This window comes from Massilia sp. S19_KUP03_FR1 (assembly GCF_036688685.1).
In the GTDB taxonomy this organism is placed as follows: domain Bacteria; phylum Pseudomonadota; class Gammaproteobacteria; order Burkholderiales; family Burkholderiaceae_D; genus JALYUM01.
Genome location: NZ_JAQQPS010000019.1, coordinates 119,580 through 134,993 on the forward strand (window position 1 = coordinate 119,580; position 15,414 = coordinate 134,993).

The 15,414-nt window shown below is 62.2% G+C and carries 12 protein-coding genes and 1 pseudogene; 4 read left to right on the forward strand and 9 right to left on the reverse strand.

Going from position 1 to position 15,414, the window contains the following annotated elements; genetic code table 11:
* Position 1: 1 nt before the first annotated feature.
* Entirely contained in the window at positions 2-1,564 is a 1,563-nt protein-coding gene (locus tag V6M87_RS20355; protein ID WP_332878501.1) for a TerC family protein, read from the forward strand.
* On the opposite strand, the gene eat is transcribed toward V6M87_RS20355, so the two are convergent.
* From eat to V6M87_RS20395, 9 genes and pseudogenes are all read right to left on the reverse strand, one after another.
* Positions 1,521-2,894 (reverse strand): ethanolamine permease, encoded by a 1,374-nt coding sequence (gene eat / locus V6M87_RS20360; protein ID WP_332878490.1) that lies wholly within the window; start codon positions 2,892-2,894, stop codon positions 1,521-1,523. The two genes, V6M87_RS20355 and eat, sit on opposite strands and share 44 nt — an antisense overlap.
* Before the next feature lie 298 nt (positions 2,895-3,192).
* The gene (locus tag V6M87_RS20365) at positions 3,193-3,378 is read right to left on the reverse strand and encodes a hypothetical protein (RefSeq protein ID WP_332878491.1); all 186 of its coding nucleotides are present in this window, start codon (positions 3,376-3,378) and stop codon (positions 3,193-3,195) included.
* A gap of 257 nt (positions 3,379-3,635) precedes the next feature.
* Positions 3,636-4,082: a hypothetical protein gene (locus tag V6M87_RS20370; protein WP_332878492.1), complete on the reverse strand. Its 447-nt coding sequence runs from the start codon at positions 4,080-4,082 to the stop codon at positions 3,636-3,638.
* Positions 4,083-4,192: 110 nt separating this feature from the next.
* Entirely contained in the window at positions 4,193-7,294 is a 3,102-nt protein-coding gene (locus V6M87_RS20375) for an RHS domain-containing protein (RefSeq protein WP_332878493.1), read from the reverse strand.
* Positions 7,295-7,374: 80 nt separating this feature from the next.
* Complete coding sequence (locus tag V6M87_RS20380; RefSeq protein WP_332878494.1) at positions 7,375-7,920, reverse strand: contractile injection system protein, VgrG/Pvc8 family; 546 nt, start codon at positions 7,918-7,920, stop codon at positions 7,375-7,377.
* A complete protein-coding gene (tssG, locus tag V6M87_RS20385; RefSeq protein WP_332878495.1) occupies positions 7,917-8,765 on the reverse strand; it encodes a type VI secretion system baseplate subunit TssG in 849 nt (282 codons plus the stop codon). The genes V6M87_RS20380 and tssG overlap by 4 nt, the downstream gene beginning before the upstream one ends.
* Positions 8,740-8,979, reverse strand: a pseudogene (locus tag V6M87_RS27295) (type VI secretion system baseplate subunit TssG); the annotation flags it as partial. The gene tssG and the pseudogene V6M87_RS27295, both read right to left, overlap by 26 nt.
* Positions 8,949-10,124 (reverse strand): type VI secretion system baseplate subunit TssF, encoded by a 1,176-nt coding sequence (tssF, locus tag V6M87_RS20390; RefSeq protein WP_332878502.1) that lies wholly within the window; start codon positions 10,122-10,124, stop codon positions 8,949-8,951. The gene tssF and the pseudogene V6M87_RS27295, both read right to left, overlap by 31 nt.
* The gene (locus V6M87_RS20395) at positions 10,028-10,768 is read right to left on the reverse strand and encodes a type VI secretion system baseplate subunit TssF (RefSeq protein WP_332878496.1); all 741 of its coding nucleotides are present in this window, start codon (positions 10,766-10,768) and stop codon (positions 10,028-10,030) included. The genes tssF and V6M87_RS20395 overlap by 97 nt, the downstream gene beginning before the upstream one ends.
* Before the next feature lie 373 nt (positions 10,769-11,141).
* Here V6M87_RS20395 and V6M87_RS20400 point away from each other — a divergent pair, with 373 nt between their 5' ends.
* The 3 genes from V6M87_RS20400 to V6M87_RS20410 form a co-directional block, all read left to right on the forward strand.
* Positions 11,142-11,996: a phage tail protein gene (locus tag V6M87_RS20400; protein WP_332878497.1), complete on the forward strand. Its 855-nt coding sequence runs from the start codon at positions 11,142-11,144 to the stop codon at positions 11,994-11,996.
* 21 nt (positions 11,997-12,017) lie between these two features.
* Complete coding sequence (locus V6M87_RS20405) at positions 12,018-12,965, forward strand: tetratricopeptide repeat protein (RefSeq protein ID WP_332878498.1); 948 nt, start codon at positions 12,018-12,020, stop codon at positions 12,963-12,965.
* Positions 12,966-12,988: 23 nt separating this feature from the next.
* The coding region (locus V6M87_RS20410; protein ID WP_332878499.1) for a two-partner secretion domain-containing protein at positions 12,989-15,414 on the forward strand (2,426 nt) is incomplete at its 3' end.

Here is a 15,414-nt window from a genome sequence, read left to right on the forward strand (position 1 = left end):
GATGGAATGGTTGTCGGACCCGAATATCTGGGTAGGCTTATTGACCCTGGTGGTACTCGAAATCGTTCTCGGTATCGACAACCTGATTTTCATCGCGATACTGGCCGAGAAAGTGCCGCCCCACCAGCGTGACAAGGCGCGCCTGATCGGCCTGACGCTGGCCATGCTGATGCGCCTCGGCCTGCTCACGATGATTTCGTGGGTGGTCACGCTCACCGAGCCGCTGTTCGCGGTGATGGGCAAGGCCATATCGGGGCGCGACCTGATCCTGCTGCTGGGCGGCGTCTTCCTGCTGTTCAAAGCCACAATGGAACTGCACGAACGGGTCGAGGGCAAAATCCACGTCCAGAGCGGCCCGCGCGTGTATGCCAGCCTGGGTGCGGTGATCGCGCAGATCATCGTGCTCGACGCCGTGTTCTCGCTCGATTCGGTGATCACGGCGGTGGGCATGGTCGACCAACTGGGCGTGATGGTGGCCGCCGTCATCATCTCGATGGCGGTGATGATCACGGCCTCCAAGCCGCTCACCCGCTTCGTCAACCTGCACCCGACCGTCGTCGTGCTGTGCCTGAGCTTCCTGCTGATGATCGGCCTGTCGCTGATGGCCGAAGGATTGGGCTTCCATATTCCGAAAGGCTATCTGTATGCGGCCATCGGCTTCTCGGTGGTCATCGAGTTCTTCAACCAGCTGGTGCAGAAGAACTTTGCGAAACGGGACGCGCATGTGCCGCTACGCGAGCGCACGGCCGGCGCCGTCCTGCGCCTGCTGGGCAACCGTTCGCGGGCCGAAATCCGCCAGGACGCGGACGGCGACGCCGGGGCGCAGGAGCCGTCCGCCTTCGACAGCGAGGAACGGAATATGGTCAGCGGCGTGCTCAGCCTGTCGCGCCGCTCGATCCGCTCTGTCATGACGACGCGCTCGGACGTGACCTGGATTGACGTGCAGGCCAGCCCCGAGGCCATCCGCCAGCGCATTCTGGAGACGCCGCACAGCTTTTTCCCGGTGTGCCGCGGCCAGCTCGACGAAATCATCGGCGTCGGCCGCGCCAAGGAAATGATCGCCGACCTGGCGACGACCGGCGCGATCGACCTCACCCGCGTGCGCCCCGCGATCATCATGCCGGAAACGGCCGGGGTATTGCGCATCATGGAGACCCTCAAGCACGCGCAGGGCCAGCTGGTGCTCATCGCGGACGAATACGGCACCATCCAGGGCCTGGTCACGCCGATCGATATCCTGGAAGCGATTGCCGGGGAGTTTCCCGATGAAGACGAGCAGTCGGTCGTGGAAGTCCTCGGCGGCGATCAATGGAAAATCGACGGCAGCGCCGACCTGCATTACCTCCAGCAGGTGCTGCACAGCGACGCCCTGGTGTCGCCGGACGCCGACTATTCCTCACTGGCCGGTTTCCTGCTGGAGCGTTTCAACACGTTGCCGGTCGTGGGCGACAGTCTGGAAGTGGACGACCTGCGCTTTGAAGTACTAACCGTATTGGAGCGGCGCATCGCCACCGTGCTGGTTACGCGCGTGCCATTGCCAGGCGTGCCTGCCCCGTCAGTCTGAAATAGCCATAACCGAGCGCCAGGAAGGCGGCGAACACGGCGAAGATCAGGGCGTTGTACCAGATCATGGTGCCCATGCAGACCAGCGCGCTGGCCAATGCGAAGGCCGGAAAAAACGGATACAGCGGCGCGCGGAACGGGCGCACCATGTCCGGTGCGATGCTGCGTAATTTGAACAGGCTGGCCATGCTGACGATGTACATCGTGATTGCGCCGAACACGGACATGGTGACGATATTCGCCGTCAGCGTCTGCCCGCCCAGTTTGATCAGGTTGTCGCTGTAGATGGCCGCGATGCCGATCGCGCCACCGGCCAGGATGGCGCGCTGCGGCGTGCGAAAGCGCGGGTGGATCTTGCTGAAATAAACCGGCAGGTAGGCTTCCCGCGCCAGCGCGAAAATCTGGCGCGAGTAGCCGAGAATGATGCCGTGGAACGAGGCGATCAGGCCGAACAGGCCGAGCCAGACCAGCATGTGCAACCAGTTGCTGTTCTCCCCGACGATGCGTTTCATTGCCTGCGGCAGCGGGTCGTTGATATTGGCCAGCGTGGTCCAGTCGCCGGCGCCGCCGGCGAACACCATCACGCCCACCGCCAGCGCCACCAGGGTCAGGATGCCCGTGATGTATGCCACCGGAATCGAGCGGCGCGGGTCCTTTGCTTCTTCGGCAGCCATGGCCACGCCTTCGATGGCCAGGAAAAACCAGATCGCAAACGGGATCGCGGCGAACATGCCCGGCACCGCCGCCAGCGAAAAATGGTCCGCGCCGGCCCAGCCGCCCTTGACGAAATGGGCCATCGAAAACGCGGGAGACACCACGCCCATGAACACCAGCAATTCAAAAATGGCCAGTATCGTGATCAGCAACTCGAACGTGGCCGCAATCTGCACGCCGACGATATTCAGGGTCATGAACACGAGATAGGCACCCACCGCCGCCAGCTTCGGATCGAGACCTGGAAACTGCACGTTCAGGTAGGCGCCGATGGCCAGCGCGATGGCGGGCGGCGCGAACACGAACTCGATCAGCGTGGCCGCCCCGGCGAGGTAGCCGCCCGTCGGGCCGAACGCCGCCTTGCTGTAGGCGAACGGGCCGCCGGCGTGCGGCATTGATGTCGTCAATTCGGTGAAGCTGAAGATAAACGTCGTGTACATCGCAGCGATGAACAGCGCCGTCACCGTGAACCCCAGCGTGCCGGCCGACGCCCAGCCGTAACTCCAGCCGAAATATTCGCCGGAGATCACCAGTCCGACGGCGATGCCCCACAGTTGCAGGGTGTTCAGGGTTTGTTTCAGCGCCGGCGCGGCGCCGGGTGCGGGAGGCGTGGACATCGTGGCTCCAATGCTGGTCAAGGTTGTGCAAGGGACAAGGTCAGGCACAGATTACTGCAAAGTCAGGCGTTGCGGCTGACATATCGAATTTCTTGACCCAACTTGCAACGCTGGCCCGTACTGGTGTTCCATGCGAACCAAAATTCGGCACGACCGGACATCAAATTGGGTGAACGCGCTTCGCACCTGGTAGCCAGTTTGCGTCGACTGGATTCATGATGCATTAGCGGGCTGCCAATAAAACCGGCAAGTGCCTCGCGTCGATGAAATGAAGTCTTCCGATGACGTCAACACGATTCTATATATCATCAGCAACTATCTTCACCCTGATCCATCCAATTACTTCTTGAGCCTGCAACAAGAAATCAGGCGACGGATCGCAGGTTCTATTATTTTGAATTCGTTGCCAATTATAAAGGAAAGCGACATAGCCGCTTTTTCTAGGTTGTCGGAGAAGATTTTTTAGCTCTTCAAATTCTGCCATGGACGCTCCCATTCATTGGGACTTCAATTTTATTAATATAATGCCGTCGAGCGTGAAGTAGACGGATTAGTTGTCAAGACTCCTTGAGCAGCCATTGCCTACGCATCAGGATTTCCCCCATCGCAAGGATTGCGCAAAAAATTTGACTGAATGTCTTAGATAATCCCCAATCGCTGAATCAAGAAGGAGCGCTCCATGCCGTTTTGAGTAAACTGATTTCAACTCTCATAGAAAATCGCGCTAGCCGTAGTTGCATTTCATGTCCCATTCAACTTCCGTTCTGCCCGAAAAAATCTCACCCGGGGATGGTAATGGTCAAATTTTTCTTCACATAGCCTTATTCTGGTTTCCAGCACACTACTTAGCAGATGTGCAGCGCCGGAGAAATTTGATTTATGTTCCTCTACGCCAGCCAGGCTAAATCGCAGACCGGTGTCATCAATTGTGTCGGGCAAAATATAGTCGTAACCCATTCTCTCTATACCAATTCTGAACTGCTCGATTGCTAACCTGTTTTCACCCTCCTGTAGGAATTGCTTACCCTCCTCCAGCCGGCTACGTATCCGACTTACGCGCTCGTAATTTTCAGTCGCACATGATTCAACCTTATCTAGAGAACCTTGATCTGCGGCGCTACATGATAATAAAAGTAACGTACCGCAAAGTAGTAACGACACACCAGTCACACGATGAAAATCTCTCACGATTTATCCTTGGGTGGCACGGGCTCAGGTCCCGCAATGTGACATTCTTGAACCATTTCAGAAAATTTTCGTCGCGGATCGAGCGGTAATTTTTCCCGGAATTTCGACAACTATTCGCCCCAGGCGGAAGTCCGTCCTGCCCAAACCACGCTGCCGGTCTCGTCGAGCAGTTCGCGTGCAGAGCCAAGGTGGTCGCAGTTATAGTAGTCAATACGGTCATTTGGCATCGCAGGGTTTGCGTCGACCTTCCAATATCCCGGTTCCGCTTCGTAAACATCTGCGGTAGGGCTGTCACGATTTTCTCGCCCGGCAAGCTTGCCCACGCATGCGTGCCTGGGAAGCATCCACTGCTCGACGGGCCAAAGGTGAACACACAAGCCGATATTGATATCAGTTGCTGAGACGCAGATATCCCCGCCGGGCTCCAGCGGGGATATCTGAGCGCACGCCAATCTGCCATATCCCCCGCGCGAAGCGACGCGTGCCATGGGCACAAAGCTATCTGGCTCGCACAGGTAGGTGATGGTGTCATCTAATGACAGCTCTTGTGCGAGAAAGTCACCATCCCATACAAATTGCGTGGTTGTCGTTGTGATGCCGTCCGGTACTTCGCTCTCGGTCCGCTTGGTATGGAGCCACGTCTCGGCAACGACACGCTTTGCGATCCGCCGGCCAAACGCGTCGTAGAAATACTCGGCTTTATGGCGGAGAACATGCTCGGTGCGTACACTGCGGCGCAGCCGGTTATCGGCGTCATATTCGAACGCCATCTCGCTGGCAGGAGAGCCATTTCCCGAAGCGCAAGCTGCAGAGTGCTTGGCTACCACGTTGCCTTGCGCATCGTAGCGATAACTGTGTCCGCCCAAGGACTTGAGCAGATTGGCAGTGACAAGTGGGAGCCTGGGCACATTGCTGGAAGGCGCAGCAGGGGTCGACATTTGCGCGCCAGCAGCCTGCGCCAGCCCGGGGTCCAGCAGATTGCCCGCAGGGTCGAACACGAACGTTTCAGTCAAGCCAGGCTGCACCGCTGACAGCAACTGGCCAACCGGGTCGTAGGTATACGTGAAAGTGCGCGCCGCGCCAGCGTACCCATCTGCCCGCTGATCGATCGACAGCAAATTACCATCCGCGTCGTAAGCAAAGCGCCGCTCGCGCAATGTGCGCGTGGATGACCCGCCAGCAGGCGCAGTCAGCGTCATGGTGCTCACGCGCGATTGCGGATCGTATGCCCGCAGCGCTACCATCCGCTCCGCTTCAGCGCCACGCCCCATCTGGCGTTTCGTTTCGCGGTGCAGCTTGTCCCGCTCGACGTCGACAATCGCCTTGCCCTGCCAAAGCGTACTGTGCCAATGACCGCTGCCGTAGCGCAGCGTATCGACGCGGCGCCCGTTCGGCAGCGTGGTGGAGATACGATTCCCCAGCTCGTCGTAGGTGTGCGTCATGACAAACGCCGCATCCGGCACGCGGCTGCCATCGACTGGTGGCGCTACCGGCGGCGACACCAGATAGTAGGCAGCACGCTCCTCGATCAGCTGCCCCAGCGGGTCGTAGGCGAACCGATGCTCGGCCTGCGGGGCCGCAACCGCCACCATCCGTCCCAGTTCGTGGTAAGCGAATCGCACCATGCCATCGGCGTTGATCTTGGCGACCAATTGGCCGCGCGTATCGCGGATCAGGTCGGTGCGCTGCCCTGCGCATTCGCTTGCCGTCAGCTGGCCCGCTTGATCGTAGGTATAGCTGGTGACCTTGCCGTCAAAACCGGCTTCGGACGTCAACGCGCCATCCGCGTCGTAGGCAAGCAGATAGCGCTCGTCCTTGGCGTTCGCCAGTTCGACCAGCCGCAAGGCCGTGTCGTAGCGGTAGCGCACGGCCTGGCCGAGGGCGTCGATCCGCTCGATCAGCAGGCCTTGGCCGTTGTAGCGGTAGCGGGTCTGGTGACCCAGGGCATCGGTGTGGGTCAGCAGATTGTCGTCTGCATCGTAGGTGTAGGTTTCCGATGTGCCGTCGGGCCGCGTGAGTTTCGTGAGACGGCCGAGCGCATCGTAAAAATAGCGGATCTGCTGGCCCGGCGCAGCTTCTGCATGAATGACCGCCGCTATCCTGCCCCGTTCGTCGTAGTGATATTTGGTGGCGCGCCCGGAGCAGTCGATCGACGTGCGCAGGCGACCGGCCCTGTCGTACTCGAAGCGATTCACGCCGCCCTTTGCATCGATCTGCTCAACCAGTTGCCCTTTGTCGTCATAGCGGAACGAGGACGTATGGCCGAGCGCATTCGTCACGCTCGCCAGCCGCCCGGCCGCGTCATGGCTGCGCCGGCTGACATTGCCCATCGGATCGGTGATGCATACCGGCTGATTGGCTTCGTCATAGGCGATATGTGTGGTGTGGCCGGCGCTGTCGGTGCTGCTCGTCACGTTCCCCGCTGCGTCGTAGCGAAAACGCGTGGCGCGGCCCAGGCTGTCGGTGTCGGTGTCGGCCAGCAGCATGCCGTTGCTGTCCCATTCGCGCGTGCCCAGCCGCTTCGATTCGCCGCCCGTGATCCGGCTGACGCGGGTCACCAGCCAGTTGCGGTCGAACGTGTAGTCAAGCACATCGCCGTTTTCACGCACGCGCGTGGTGTCGATGTCCAGGTACGTCAATGTAATGCCGGGGCCCTCGCTGCCATCGGCAGCGCGGCTGGCGATGGCCCGCGCCTGGTAGCTGTTGTCGCGCGTGATCGGGTAGGTGGCCGCCAGCTCGACGTCATCCAGTACACTGCCGGACCAGCGCGCGCGCAGGGCCGCCAGACTGATCCATTCAACTACCTGGAGAAATCCCGTGTAACTGGTGCAGCCCGTCAGCAGGTGGTGATGGTAGGTGTAGCTGCGGGTGTCGCCCAGCACATTGGTTTGACTGACCAGGTTGTGGCCGTGCCCGGGATCAGGTTCATAGCAGTAGCGGACATGGCAGATGCGGGTGCCTTCGTCCAGCAGCTCTTCCACGCGGCCGATGCGCGCTCGTCCAGGTAAGGCAGCGTTGTCATCGATCGTTTGCGCAGGCGATTCTTCGCGCATCGCCTCGACCACGTTGCCAGCGTCAGTCGTGATGCGCAGCAGCAGTTCGCCGGGCAGCGCGTCCGGCCAAGACATAACAGTGATTGCGCTACCGTCGCGCGCAGCGCTGCGCACCAGCACGAAACGCTCGGCGCGAAGCGGTGCGCCTGCATCCAGCATGGGGTTCACGCCATCGTACCCATGCGGCAAATAGCCGTCGGCGCCGCGCGCAAACGTGTCGCGGCTGCCGTCGCGCCAGGTCAGCGAAAAGTTGTCATTATCCTCGCGCTTAAAGACAAATCCTTCTGGCAGGTGTAGGTGACCAGCGGGTCCTGGCCCGTCAGCCGGTGACGCCAGTCGCGCCGAAGGTACTGATCGAAGCCCTTGTCGGTCATATCGATCCCGTTGATTTCATGAAAGGCAGCGTTGTCCTGGCGCAGCCGCAGAAATGCCAGCCATGGGCCGACCGTCATTTCGTAGGAAACAAAGCCGCCGTCCGTGCCCAGCAAGCGGAAGCCGGTGACGTAGCCATTAAAAAAACGCCGCGTGGCATCTTCGCGCACCAGCTCGATACACACCATTTTGCCGAGTACATCTTCATGCCGGATCGTCGTGCTGTCGGACAGCACGCCCACGGTCCAGACGAAATCGCGCGCAAGGCCCTCATCCGCATCGAGCGTGTTGGCAAGCATCAGCGCACCGGCCGGCGCATCGCCTTTTGGAAAGCGCAGGCGCAACAGGCGCGTGTCCTGGCGCTCGGTGGCAAAGTCGCGCAATGCGGCGGTATTGCCCTGGAACTGGTTCATAGGGAGGCTCCAGCAACAGGCAGAGGCGGCAAGGGTTCCAGCAGCCTGATGTGGTAGACCATGTCGCTGCGGTCGCAGCGTTCGCGGCCATCTGGCGTATCGATGAGAAAACTGTCCTGTCCAAGCCTTGCCGGGGGCGTGGCGCCACCAGCGAGGCACAGCGGCGGAATGTCCTGCGCCTTCAGAGTCAGCCGCACAGCGCAGGAAACGGTGGGGTTGCCGAACAGGCGCAGCAGTTGCGCAAGTGCGCGCGCCCGCTCGCCCCCTGGCAACAGCTGGTCGAACGCGGTCCTGTTCAGTGGCCCGATACAGATATGGGCATGCAGATCGGGGCGCCAGCTGCGATCGCCCAACAGCGTATTGCTGCCAAGATCGGTATTGCGCCCGCCCAACGAACACTGTTCCGATTGCCTGAGGGCGATCCACCCACCGGTTGACTCATCGATCCTCAGGGGCACGCCCAGGTAGTCGGCCATCATTCTGCCCAGCACGCCCGGCGGCAGCGGACGCTGCATCGTGACGCCGGCATACTGCGCGATGAGCTCGTCGCCAATCACCGCTTCGGGCCCCGCGCCCGCGCCACGCTGAAACCCTGCCAGGCTGAGCAGGAGCGGCAGAAAGCCGTCCTTGCCGGTACTGTCCGGGAGCTCGATCCGATGCTTGCGCCAGGCGCTGTAGAACTGCGCCAGGGTGCGATTCGAGAACATGTCGAGAAAAGCGCGCGGCGCGGCATCCTTCGTGCCCCACTGATAGTTGCCGATCCTCGGTGTAATGGTGCGGCAGCGTACCGCTGGCGCCAAGAAACCCCATGAAGGCGGGCGTGATGCGAATTTGCGGCGATTCATCTGCCGCAAATTCCAGCCCGGCGAGTTGGGCCGGGGGAAACGACAGCGCCAGGCTATTTTCAAAAAACAGCTGCTCCGTCAAAGCTGGTTCAGGCCTGATGCCCTGCAGTCCCAGCCACTCGACCGGCAGGCGCACCGCCTGAAAAAACTCAAACCGGTACGGTTCCTCGCGCAACTGGCCGATTACAGTTCGTCGTGGCAGCGTGGTGTGCATTTCATGATCTCCTTTCCGCTTTGGGCCGAGACAATTTCCAGCTGGGTAAAACAGTTGAGCTGCCGGTTGAGTGCGAAATAGCGATCCATCACGCTCGCAAAAATGACCAGGCCACTGCCGGCAAAGGCCTGTTCATCGAGCGTCATGCGAATCCCGATTCCGGCCATCAGCGAGGCGGCCGGCAGGGTCGGCATCCAGGCCCGCACCGTCCCGCTTTCAAGCCCGACGATGCCGCGGATCTGGCGCCCCGAACTGGCCGATTGCGGCAGATCGTACAAGGACAGCATCTCCTGCAAATCGCCCACGCCGGCGCGGGTCAGCGTTGAAAAATTCAGCGTGAGATGGGCGATCAGGCGCCAATGCGCGCCGTTCCCGTTGGTGAAACGGTAGGTCGGACTTGGTTTGCGCAGCAGGCGAATGGTGGTTGTCGCCGGCACCGATTCGCAGCGCAGGTCGCCGCCCGGGTGGCCGAACTGCATCCGGGATGGCAGGTCACGGTTGGTACAGCGCAGTTGCGTCGCCACGGTTGCCGTGCCGCCGCCGCCCGCGATCGAATCTGGATCGATCAGCGTGATTCTGGTCTCGTGCCCCGGGCTGATGGCGGCCACGGCCTCGTCGCGCCTGGTCAGCCAGTAGCACCCCTTGGCGTCTTCGCCTGGGGCATCGTGTTTGACAGCGTACAGCGGGGCAAATTCGGTGATCGTGGTGCCGGTTGCGGTTTCACGGACCAGCCGGACGGCGTTCACGCTGTAGATGTCGTAGCGGGACGCTAGCGAGCTGTCAGCAAGGAGCGCGTAGTCCGGGCTGGTGTGCGTGATCTGAAATGGCACACCCGCCTTGTCGAACAGATTGATGACCGGGGTGCACCCCAGCATCAGATGGTCGGGAGAGATGGAAGCGAGCAAGCGTGCTTCATTCGAATCGGGCGCCACATCGGACAGGGCGACATGCAGCGTGAAGGACTGGCACTGTGCCGGCAAGCTGGCCACAATGGCTTGCAGGTCCAGATCCAGAAAATTGAATTTTTCGGGATAGCAAAAGTATTCGGTCAGCAGCCGGAACGCCGGACCGCCGGAACGCCGGACCGCCGGAACGCCGGATTGGAGCGTGCACCGAACGGCAACATGGCGTCCTGTTCGTCCAATCCCGCCAAACTGAACGGCGAGTTCGCCAGCGGCTTCCATGCAGCGGCACGATCGGCCTGGATGAACACGCGGGTGGTGCGCATCAGCAGCGTATCGAGCAGCGTCGCGCGCAGCGACGGTTCCGCATTGACAAACAGGCGCAGGCGCGACGGCATTCTGCGCTTCCAGTCGGGCATCTGATCGCTCACTGCAATGGTCAGCTTGAGCGCCGCGCTCGCGCCGGGAGGCAGCCATGCATTCAGTGCAGGCTCGTCGCCGTACGGGCTGAATGAAAACGTCCTGATTGCCAACGGTAGCAAAATGACGTCGTAGACGGTTTCGAAGCGGCAAGTGACACCATGGACAGGCGCGGAAAGAAGCGCGCTCCGACGCGCCAGCACGGACACCGTGTCGCCATCGGCGCCTCCTGCGCTACTCAACTGCACGATCGAATAGGACGGCATGGGCCGCAAATGATGCGGATACAGGCTTTCCAGCATCGACTCGGTGAACTGCGGGTAGTCGCTGTCGAGCCGTTTCGCGACTCGCGCCGTCAACAAGGCAAACGACTGAATCAGGCGTTCGATATGCGGATCTTTCGAATTTTCGCCGGCGATGAGCAGATTGCCCGCGGTCCTGGGATAGCGTTGTGCGAACTTGCGCAAGTAAGCGCGAAGATGCCGAGTTCGCGTTCGTAGTAGGACAACAGATCCTCCACGCGCACGCTCCGGCCAAGTTTTGATTTGAGGAAATATGCTCACACTCAACACGCTGGCCAATATTGATTCCGCTCAACTCAAATCTTGATGTTGCGCGTAGTACTCACATTGACGATTTGGTATTGCCGATGCGCCCAGCGCTTCGCCACCGTTCTGGTCGCCACGGCGCCGCGTGATGTGTGACGTTATGGCCCCAGCGCAACAGATTTCGCCGTTCATGCAAATTGGAATGGACTGGCGCCCTGGTTCATGACTATGATTGAAAACGGTAAAAGTGATACTGCTAACTTCAATGACTGTCCCTTGCCAGGAGACGCACATGAATGGTCTGTCCAAACCACCCCGCGCACTTGCTGTACTGCTGTCCGGCCTGACGATGGGCGCCTGGAGCCCCGTTACCCACGCCTGCGCCGCCGAGCCGCTGATCGCCAGCGTCTGCCTCATGGGCCTGAACCCCGGCAGCCGCCTGCAGACCATGAACAACACCTACATGCTGGCCCAGGGCCAGAGCCTGGCAGTGAGCCAGTACGCTGCCCTGTATTCCCTGCTCGGCACCACGTTTGGCGGGAATGGCAGCACCACCTTCAACCTGCCTGACCTGCGCGGCAAGGTCGTCGTCGGCTTCGATCCGCGCGACGCCACACGCACCGTGGGCGCGAATGGCGGCAGCGCCAGCATGCAGCTCACGGTGGCCCAGTTGCCGCCGCATGCGGTACCGATCGCCAACCTGCCGGTCACGCTGACCAATTTGCAGGCCACCACCACGCTGACCAGCCTGGCCGCAACCGCCAACCTGTCCGGTGTCGTCATCAAGGGGCCCGCCACGGGGCTGACCATCAAGGCAGCCTCGACATCGAACGGCCAGTCGTCGCCGGCGGGTAACTACCTGGGCAAATCCGGTGGCGGCTCGAGCAATATCTATTCGAACACGGCCACGCCGGATGCGACTTTGAACGCCGGCGCCATCGACGGCGAGCTGGCGCTCACGGTGAAGACCGGCACGACCGCGCCGGTGACCATCACGGGCAACGCAAGCACCACGGTCACCGGCGCCGGCGTGGCCAACGGCACGTCCGGCAGCGTCGGCGCCGGCGTCGCCGTGCCCACCATGCCGCCCTATCTGGTCCTGCCCTACTACATCGCCTACAGCGGTATTTATCCTTCGGGTAATTGACGGCGCAACCCGGACAGACGCATGCGTACGCTGCTATTAACCGGTTTGCTGTTCCTGTTTGCACAGGTGCACGGGCCAGCAGCGTCGCGCGACCTGCGCCCGGCGCTGATGCAAGCCGAGCGCGCGTTGGCAACGCACAACTATGCGCAGGCATACCGGGCCTACAAACGCCATGCCACCACCAATCCACTGGCGCAGTTCAACCTGGGGCTGTTCGAGCAGCAAGGTTGGGGGCGCCCCGCCGACCCGGTCGCCGCCTGCGCCTGGTTCGACCAGGCCGCGCATGGTCACATTCCCGCTGCCCAGCAATTCCTGGGCGACTGCCTGGCCCGGGGCGTCGGGCGCGCAATTGATGGCGCGGCCGCAGTCGCGTGGTATCGCAAGGCCGCCGCAGCCGGTATCGCGTATGCCGACTGCGCGGCCGGCGAACTCTACCTCGATGGCGCAATCGTGCCGCGCGATGTGGCACAGGGACTGGCGCTGTGCACCAGGGCGGCCCAGGCCGAATCGGTGCCTGCCATGCTGAAACTGGGCGCGTATTACCAGGCCGCCGCCACGCTGCCGCACGCGCGCTTCTGGTACGACCAGGCGGCCCAGCGCCACCACCACGGCGCACAAGTTGCTCTGGGCATGATGCTGAGCGCAGGCGAAGGCGGCCCCGCCGACCTGGCGCAGGCCAGGTTCTGGCTCGAACACGCGGCCATGGAAGGCTACGCACCCGCTTACCTGCCGACGGCGATCCTGTACGCCAATGCACCGATTAATCCGGACACCGGCGCGCTGGAACCGCATGACCTGGCCAAGGTTTATATGTGGAGCCACGCTGCCCGCGCCCGCACCAGCAACCAGCAAGAACTGGCCGACATCGCCCGCATAGACGCGCTGGTGATGACGGTGATGCCCGAACAATGGCAACCCGAACTGGACCGGCGGGTTACCGACCATCTGGCCCGCTACGCCGCACCCTGATTCATAGACAGAAGAGGTATTTCATGCACCGCCACGCATCGATGAACAGAATTTTCCGGCTGGTCTGGAGCCACGTGCAACAGAGCTGGGTCGCCGTTGCCGAAACCTCGCGCGGGTGCGGCAAGCGCGCCAGCCGCAAGTTGTTATGCAGCGCTGCCTTGCTGGCCGCGGCCCCGCTGGCGTACGCCGGACCGGGCGGCGGGCAAGTAACCAACGGCACCGGTACCATCAACCAGTCCGGCAGCACCACCACCATCAACCAGTCCAGCCAGAATCTGTCGCTGCAGTGGGACAGCTTCAATACCAACGCCGCCGAGACGGTCAACTTCGTGCAGCCGTCGCGCAGCGCCATCGCCGTCAACCGCATCACCGACACCAGCGCGACGCAGTTTTTTGGCAAGCTCAACGCCAACGGCCAGGTCTGGCTGATTAATCCGAATGGCGTGCTGTTCGGGGCCAGCGCCCAGGTCAACGTCGGCGGCCTGGTGGCGTCCACGCTCAACATCGACGACCAGGCCAGAAGCAGCGCCGCGCGCCGCTTCAATGGCACCGGCAGCGGCAGCATCGTCAACCAGGGCAGCATCAGCACGCCGGACGGCGGCTATGTCGCCTTCATCGGCAAGCACGTCAGCAACCAGGGCAGCATCAGCACGCCGGCCGGACACGTCGCGCTGGGCGCCGGCAGCGACGTCACGCTCTCGTTTGCCGGCGAGCGTCTGCTCAATTTACAGGTGAACCAGGGCACGCTCGACAACCTGGCCGAAAATGGCGGCTTGATCCGTGCAAGCGGCGGCGCTGTGGTGCTGTCGGCCGGCGCCAGGGATGCCGTGCTGGCCAGCGTGGTCAACAACACCGGCGTGATCGAGGCGCGCAGCGTGCGCGAACTGAACGGCACCATCGTGCTCGACGGCGGCCAGAACAGTACGGTGAGCAACAGCGGCACGCTCGACGCATCCGGCAAGAACGCGGGGGAAACCGGCGGCACGGTCAAGGTGCTGGGTCAGCAAGCCAGCCTGGCCGCCACCGGCAAAATCGACGTGGCGGGCGACGCCGGCGGCGGCACGGCGCTGGTCGGTGGCAATTTCCTCGGCAGCGGCCCGGAGAGGAATGCCCAGAACACCACGGTGGCGGCAGGCGCCAGCGTGCTGGCCGATGCCATCAGTGCGGGCCAGGGCGGCCGCGTGGCGGTCTGGTCGGACGGCACCACGCAGTTCGACGGCGGCATCAGTGCCCGTGGCGGGGCGGCCGGCGGCGACGGCGGCAAGGTGGAAACCTCGGGCAAGGTGCTCAAGGTTGGCGCCGATGCCAGGGTTAATACGCTGGCGCCGCAGGGCAAGGTCGGCGAATGGCTGCTCGACCCGCAAGACCTGACCATCGGCGGCTTCAATCCGAATGACGGCGACATCACCGGCCAGCAGGTCACCCAGGCGCTTACCACCAACGACGTGACCATCAAGACCGGCCCCAGCGTCTCCTGCACCGGCATGAATGTGTGCAGCCCGGGCCAGTCGGGCAACGGCGACATCATCCTCGCCACCGGCGCGCTGATCGGGTTCACCAGTTCCCAGGAGGGCAACTATGTCTGGGGCGGCAGCACCACGCTGACGCTGTCCGCCTACCGCAACATCGAACTGCGCGGCACCGCGAACCTGGACGCCAGCGGCGGCACCGGAAATATGATCCTGCGCGCTGACAATACCGGCACCGGGGTCGGCACCGTGATAATGGGCGGCAGTTCCGGCACCTACGGCAACGGCGTCGGCTTCGTGCGGATCTATTACAACCCCAGCAGTTACGGCACGCCCACCAATTTCGCCGCGCTGATGGATGACAGCAATTCGTATAACCTCATCCAGAACGCCAACCTCAGCACTTATATGCTGGTCAACGTGGTCGCCACCGTCGCCAACAAGACCTATGATGGCAGCACCGCGGCAACCCTGAGCGGGGTGCCGACGTCGCTCAAAACCTTGCCGTCGGGCGTCACAATCTCTGCCACAAGCCCCATCGCCAGCTTCACCGACAAGAATGCAGGCGTCAACAAGGCAACCACCGTCGCCGGTGTCTCCCTGACCGGCGCCAACGCCGGCCTGTATGCCATCAATGGCCTGGACGCCAGGACCGCGACCATCAGCCAGGCCAGCCTCGTCGTCACCGGTGTGAGCGCCAACAGCAAGACCTACAACGCCAGCGCCGCTGCGCTCCTGTCCGGCAGCGCCAGCGTGAATGCCCTTGGTAGCGATGTCGTCAGCGTCTTCGGCACCGGCACCGGCGTCTTCGCCAACAAGAATGTCGGCACCAGCAAACCCGTGACCGTCTCCGGTTACACGCTGGCCGGCACCGATGCTGCCAACTACGTCATCGTCCAGCCGACCGGCCTGTCCGCCAACATCACGCAGGCCGCGCTGGCGGTGACGGGCATCTCCGCCAGCGGTAAAATCTATGACGC

Coding starts and splice junctions, on each gene's coding strand:
- eat (WP_332878490.1), bottom strand. CDS start 2,894: ATGTCCACGCCTCCCGCACCCGGCGCCGCGCCGGCGCTGAAACAAACC.
- V6M87_RS20400 (WP_332878497.1), top strand. CDS start 11,142: ATGAATGGTCTGTCCAAACCACCCCGCGCACTTGCTGTACTGCTGTCC.
- V6M87_RS20355 (WP_332878501.1), top strand. CDS start 2: ATGGAATGGTTGTCGGACCCGAATATCTGGGTAGGCTTATTGACCCTG.
- V6M87_RS20380 (WP_332878494.1), bottom strand. CDS start 7,920: ATGAACCAGTTCCAGGGCAATACCGCCGCATTGCGCGACTTTGCCACC.
- V6M87_RS20405 (WP_332878498.1), top strand. CDS start 12,018: ATGCGTACGCTGCTATTAACCGGTTTGCTGTTCCTGTTTGCACAGGTG.
- V6M87_RS20375 (WP_332878493.1), bottom strand. CDS start 7,294: ATGCTGGATGCAGGCGCACCGCTTCGCGCCGAGCGTTTCGTGCTGGTG.
- tssG (WP_332878495.1), bottom strand. CDS start 8,765: ATGAATCGCCGCAAATTCGCATCACGCCCGCCTTCATGGGGTTTCTTG.
- V6M87_RS20365 (WP_332878491.1), bottom strand. CDS start 3,378: ATGGCAGAATTTGAAGAGCTAAAAAATCTTCTCCGACAACCTAGAAAA.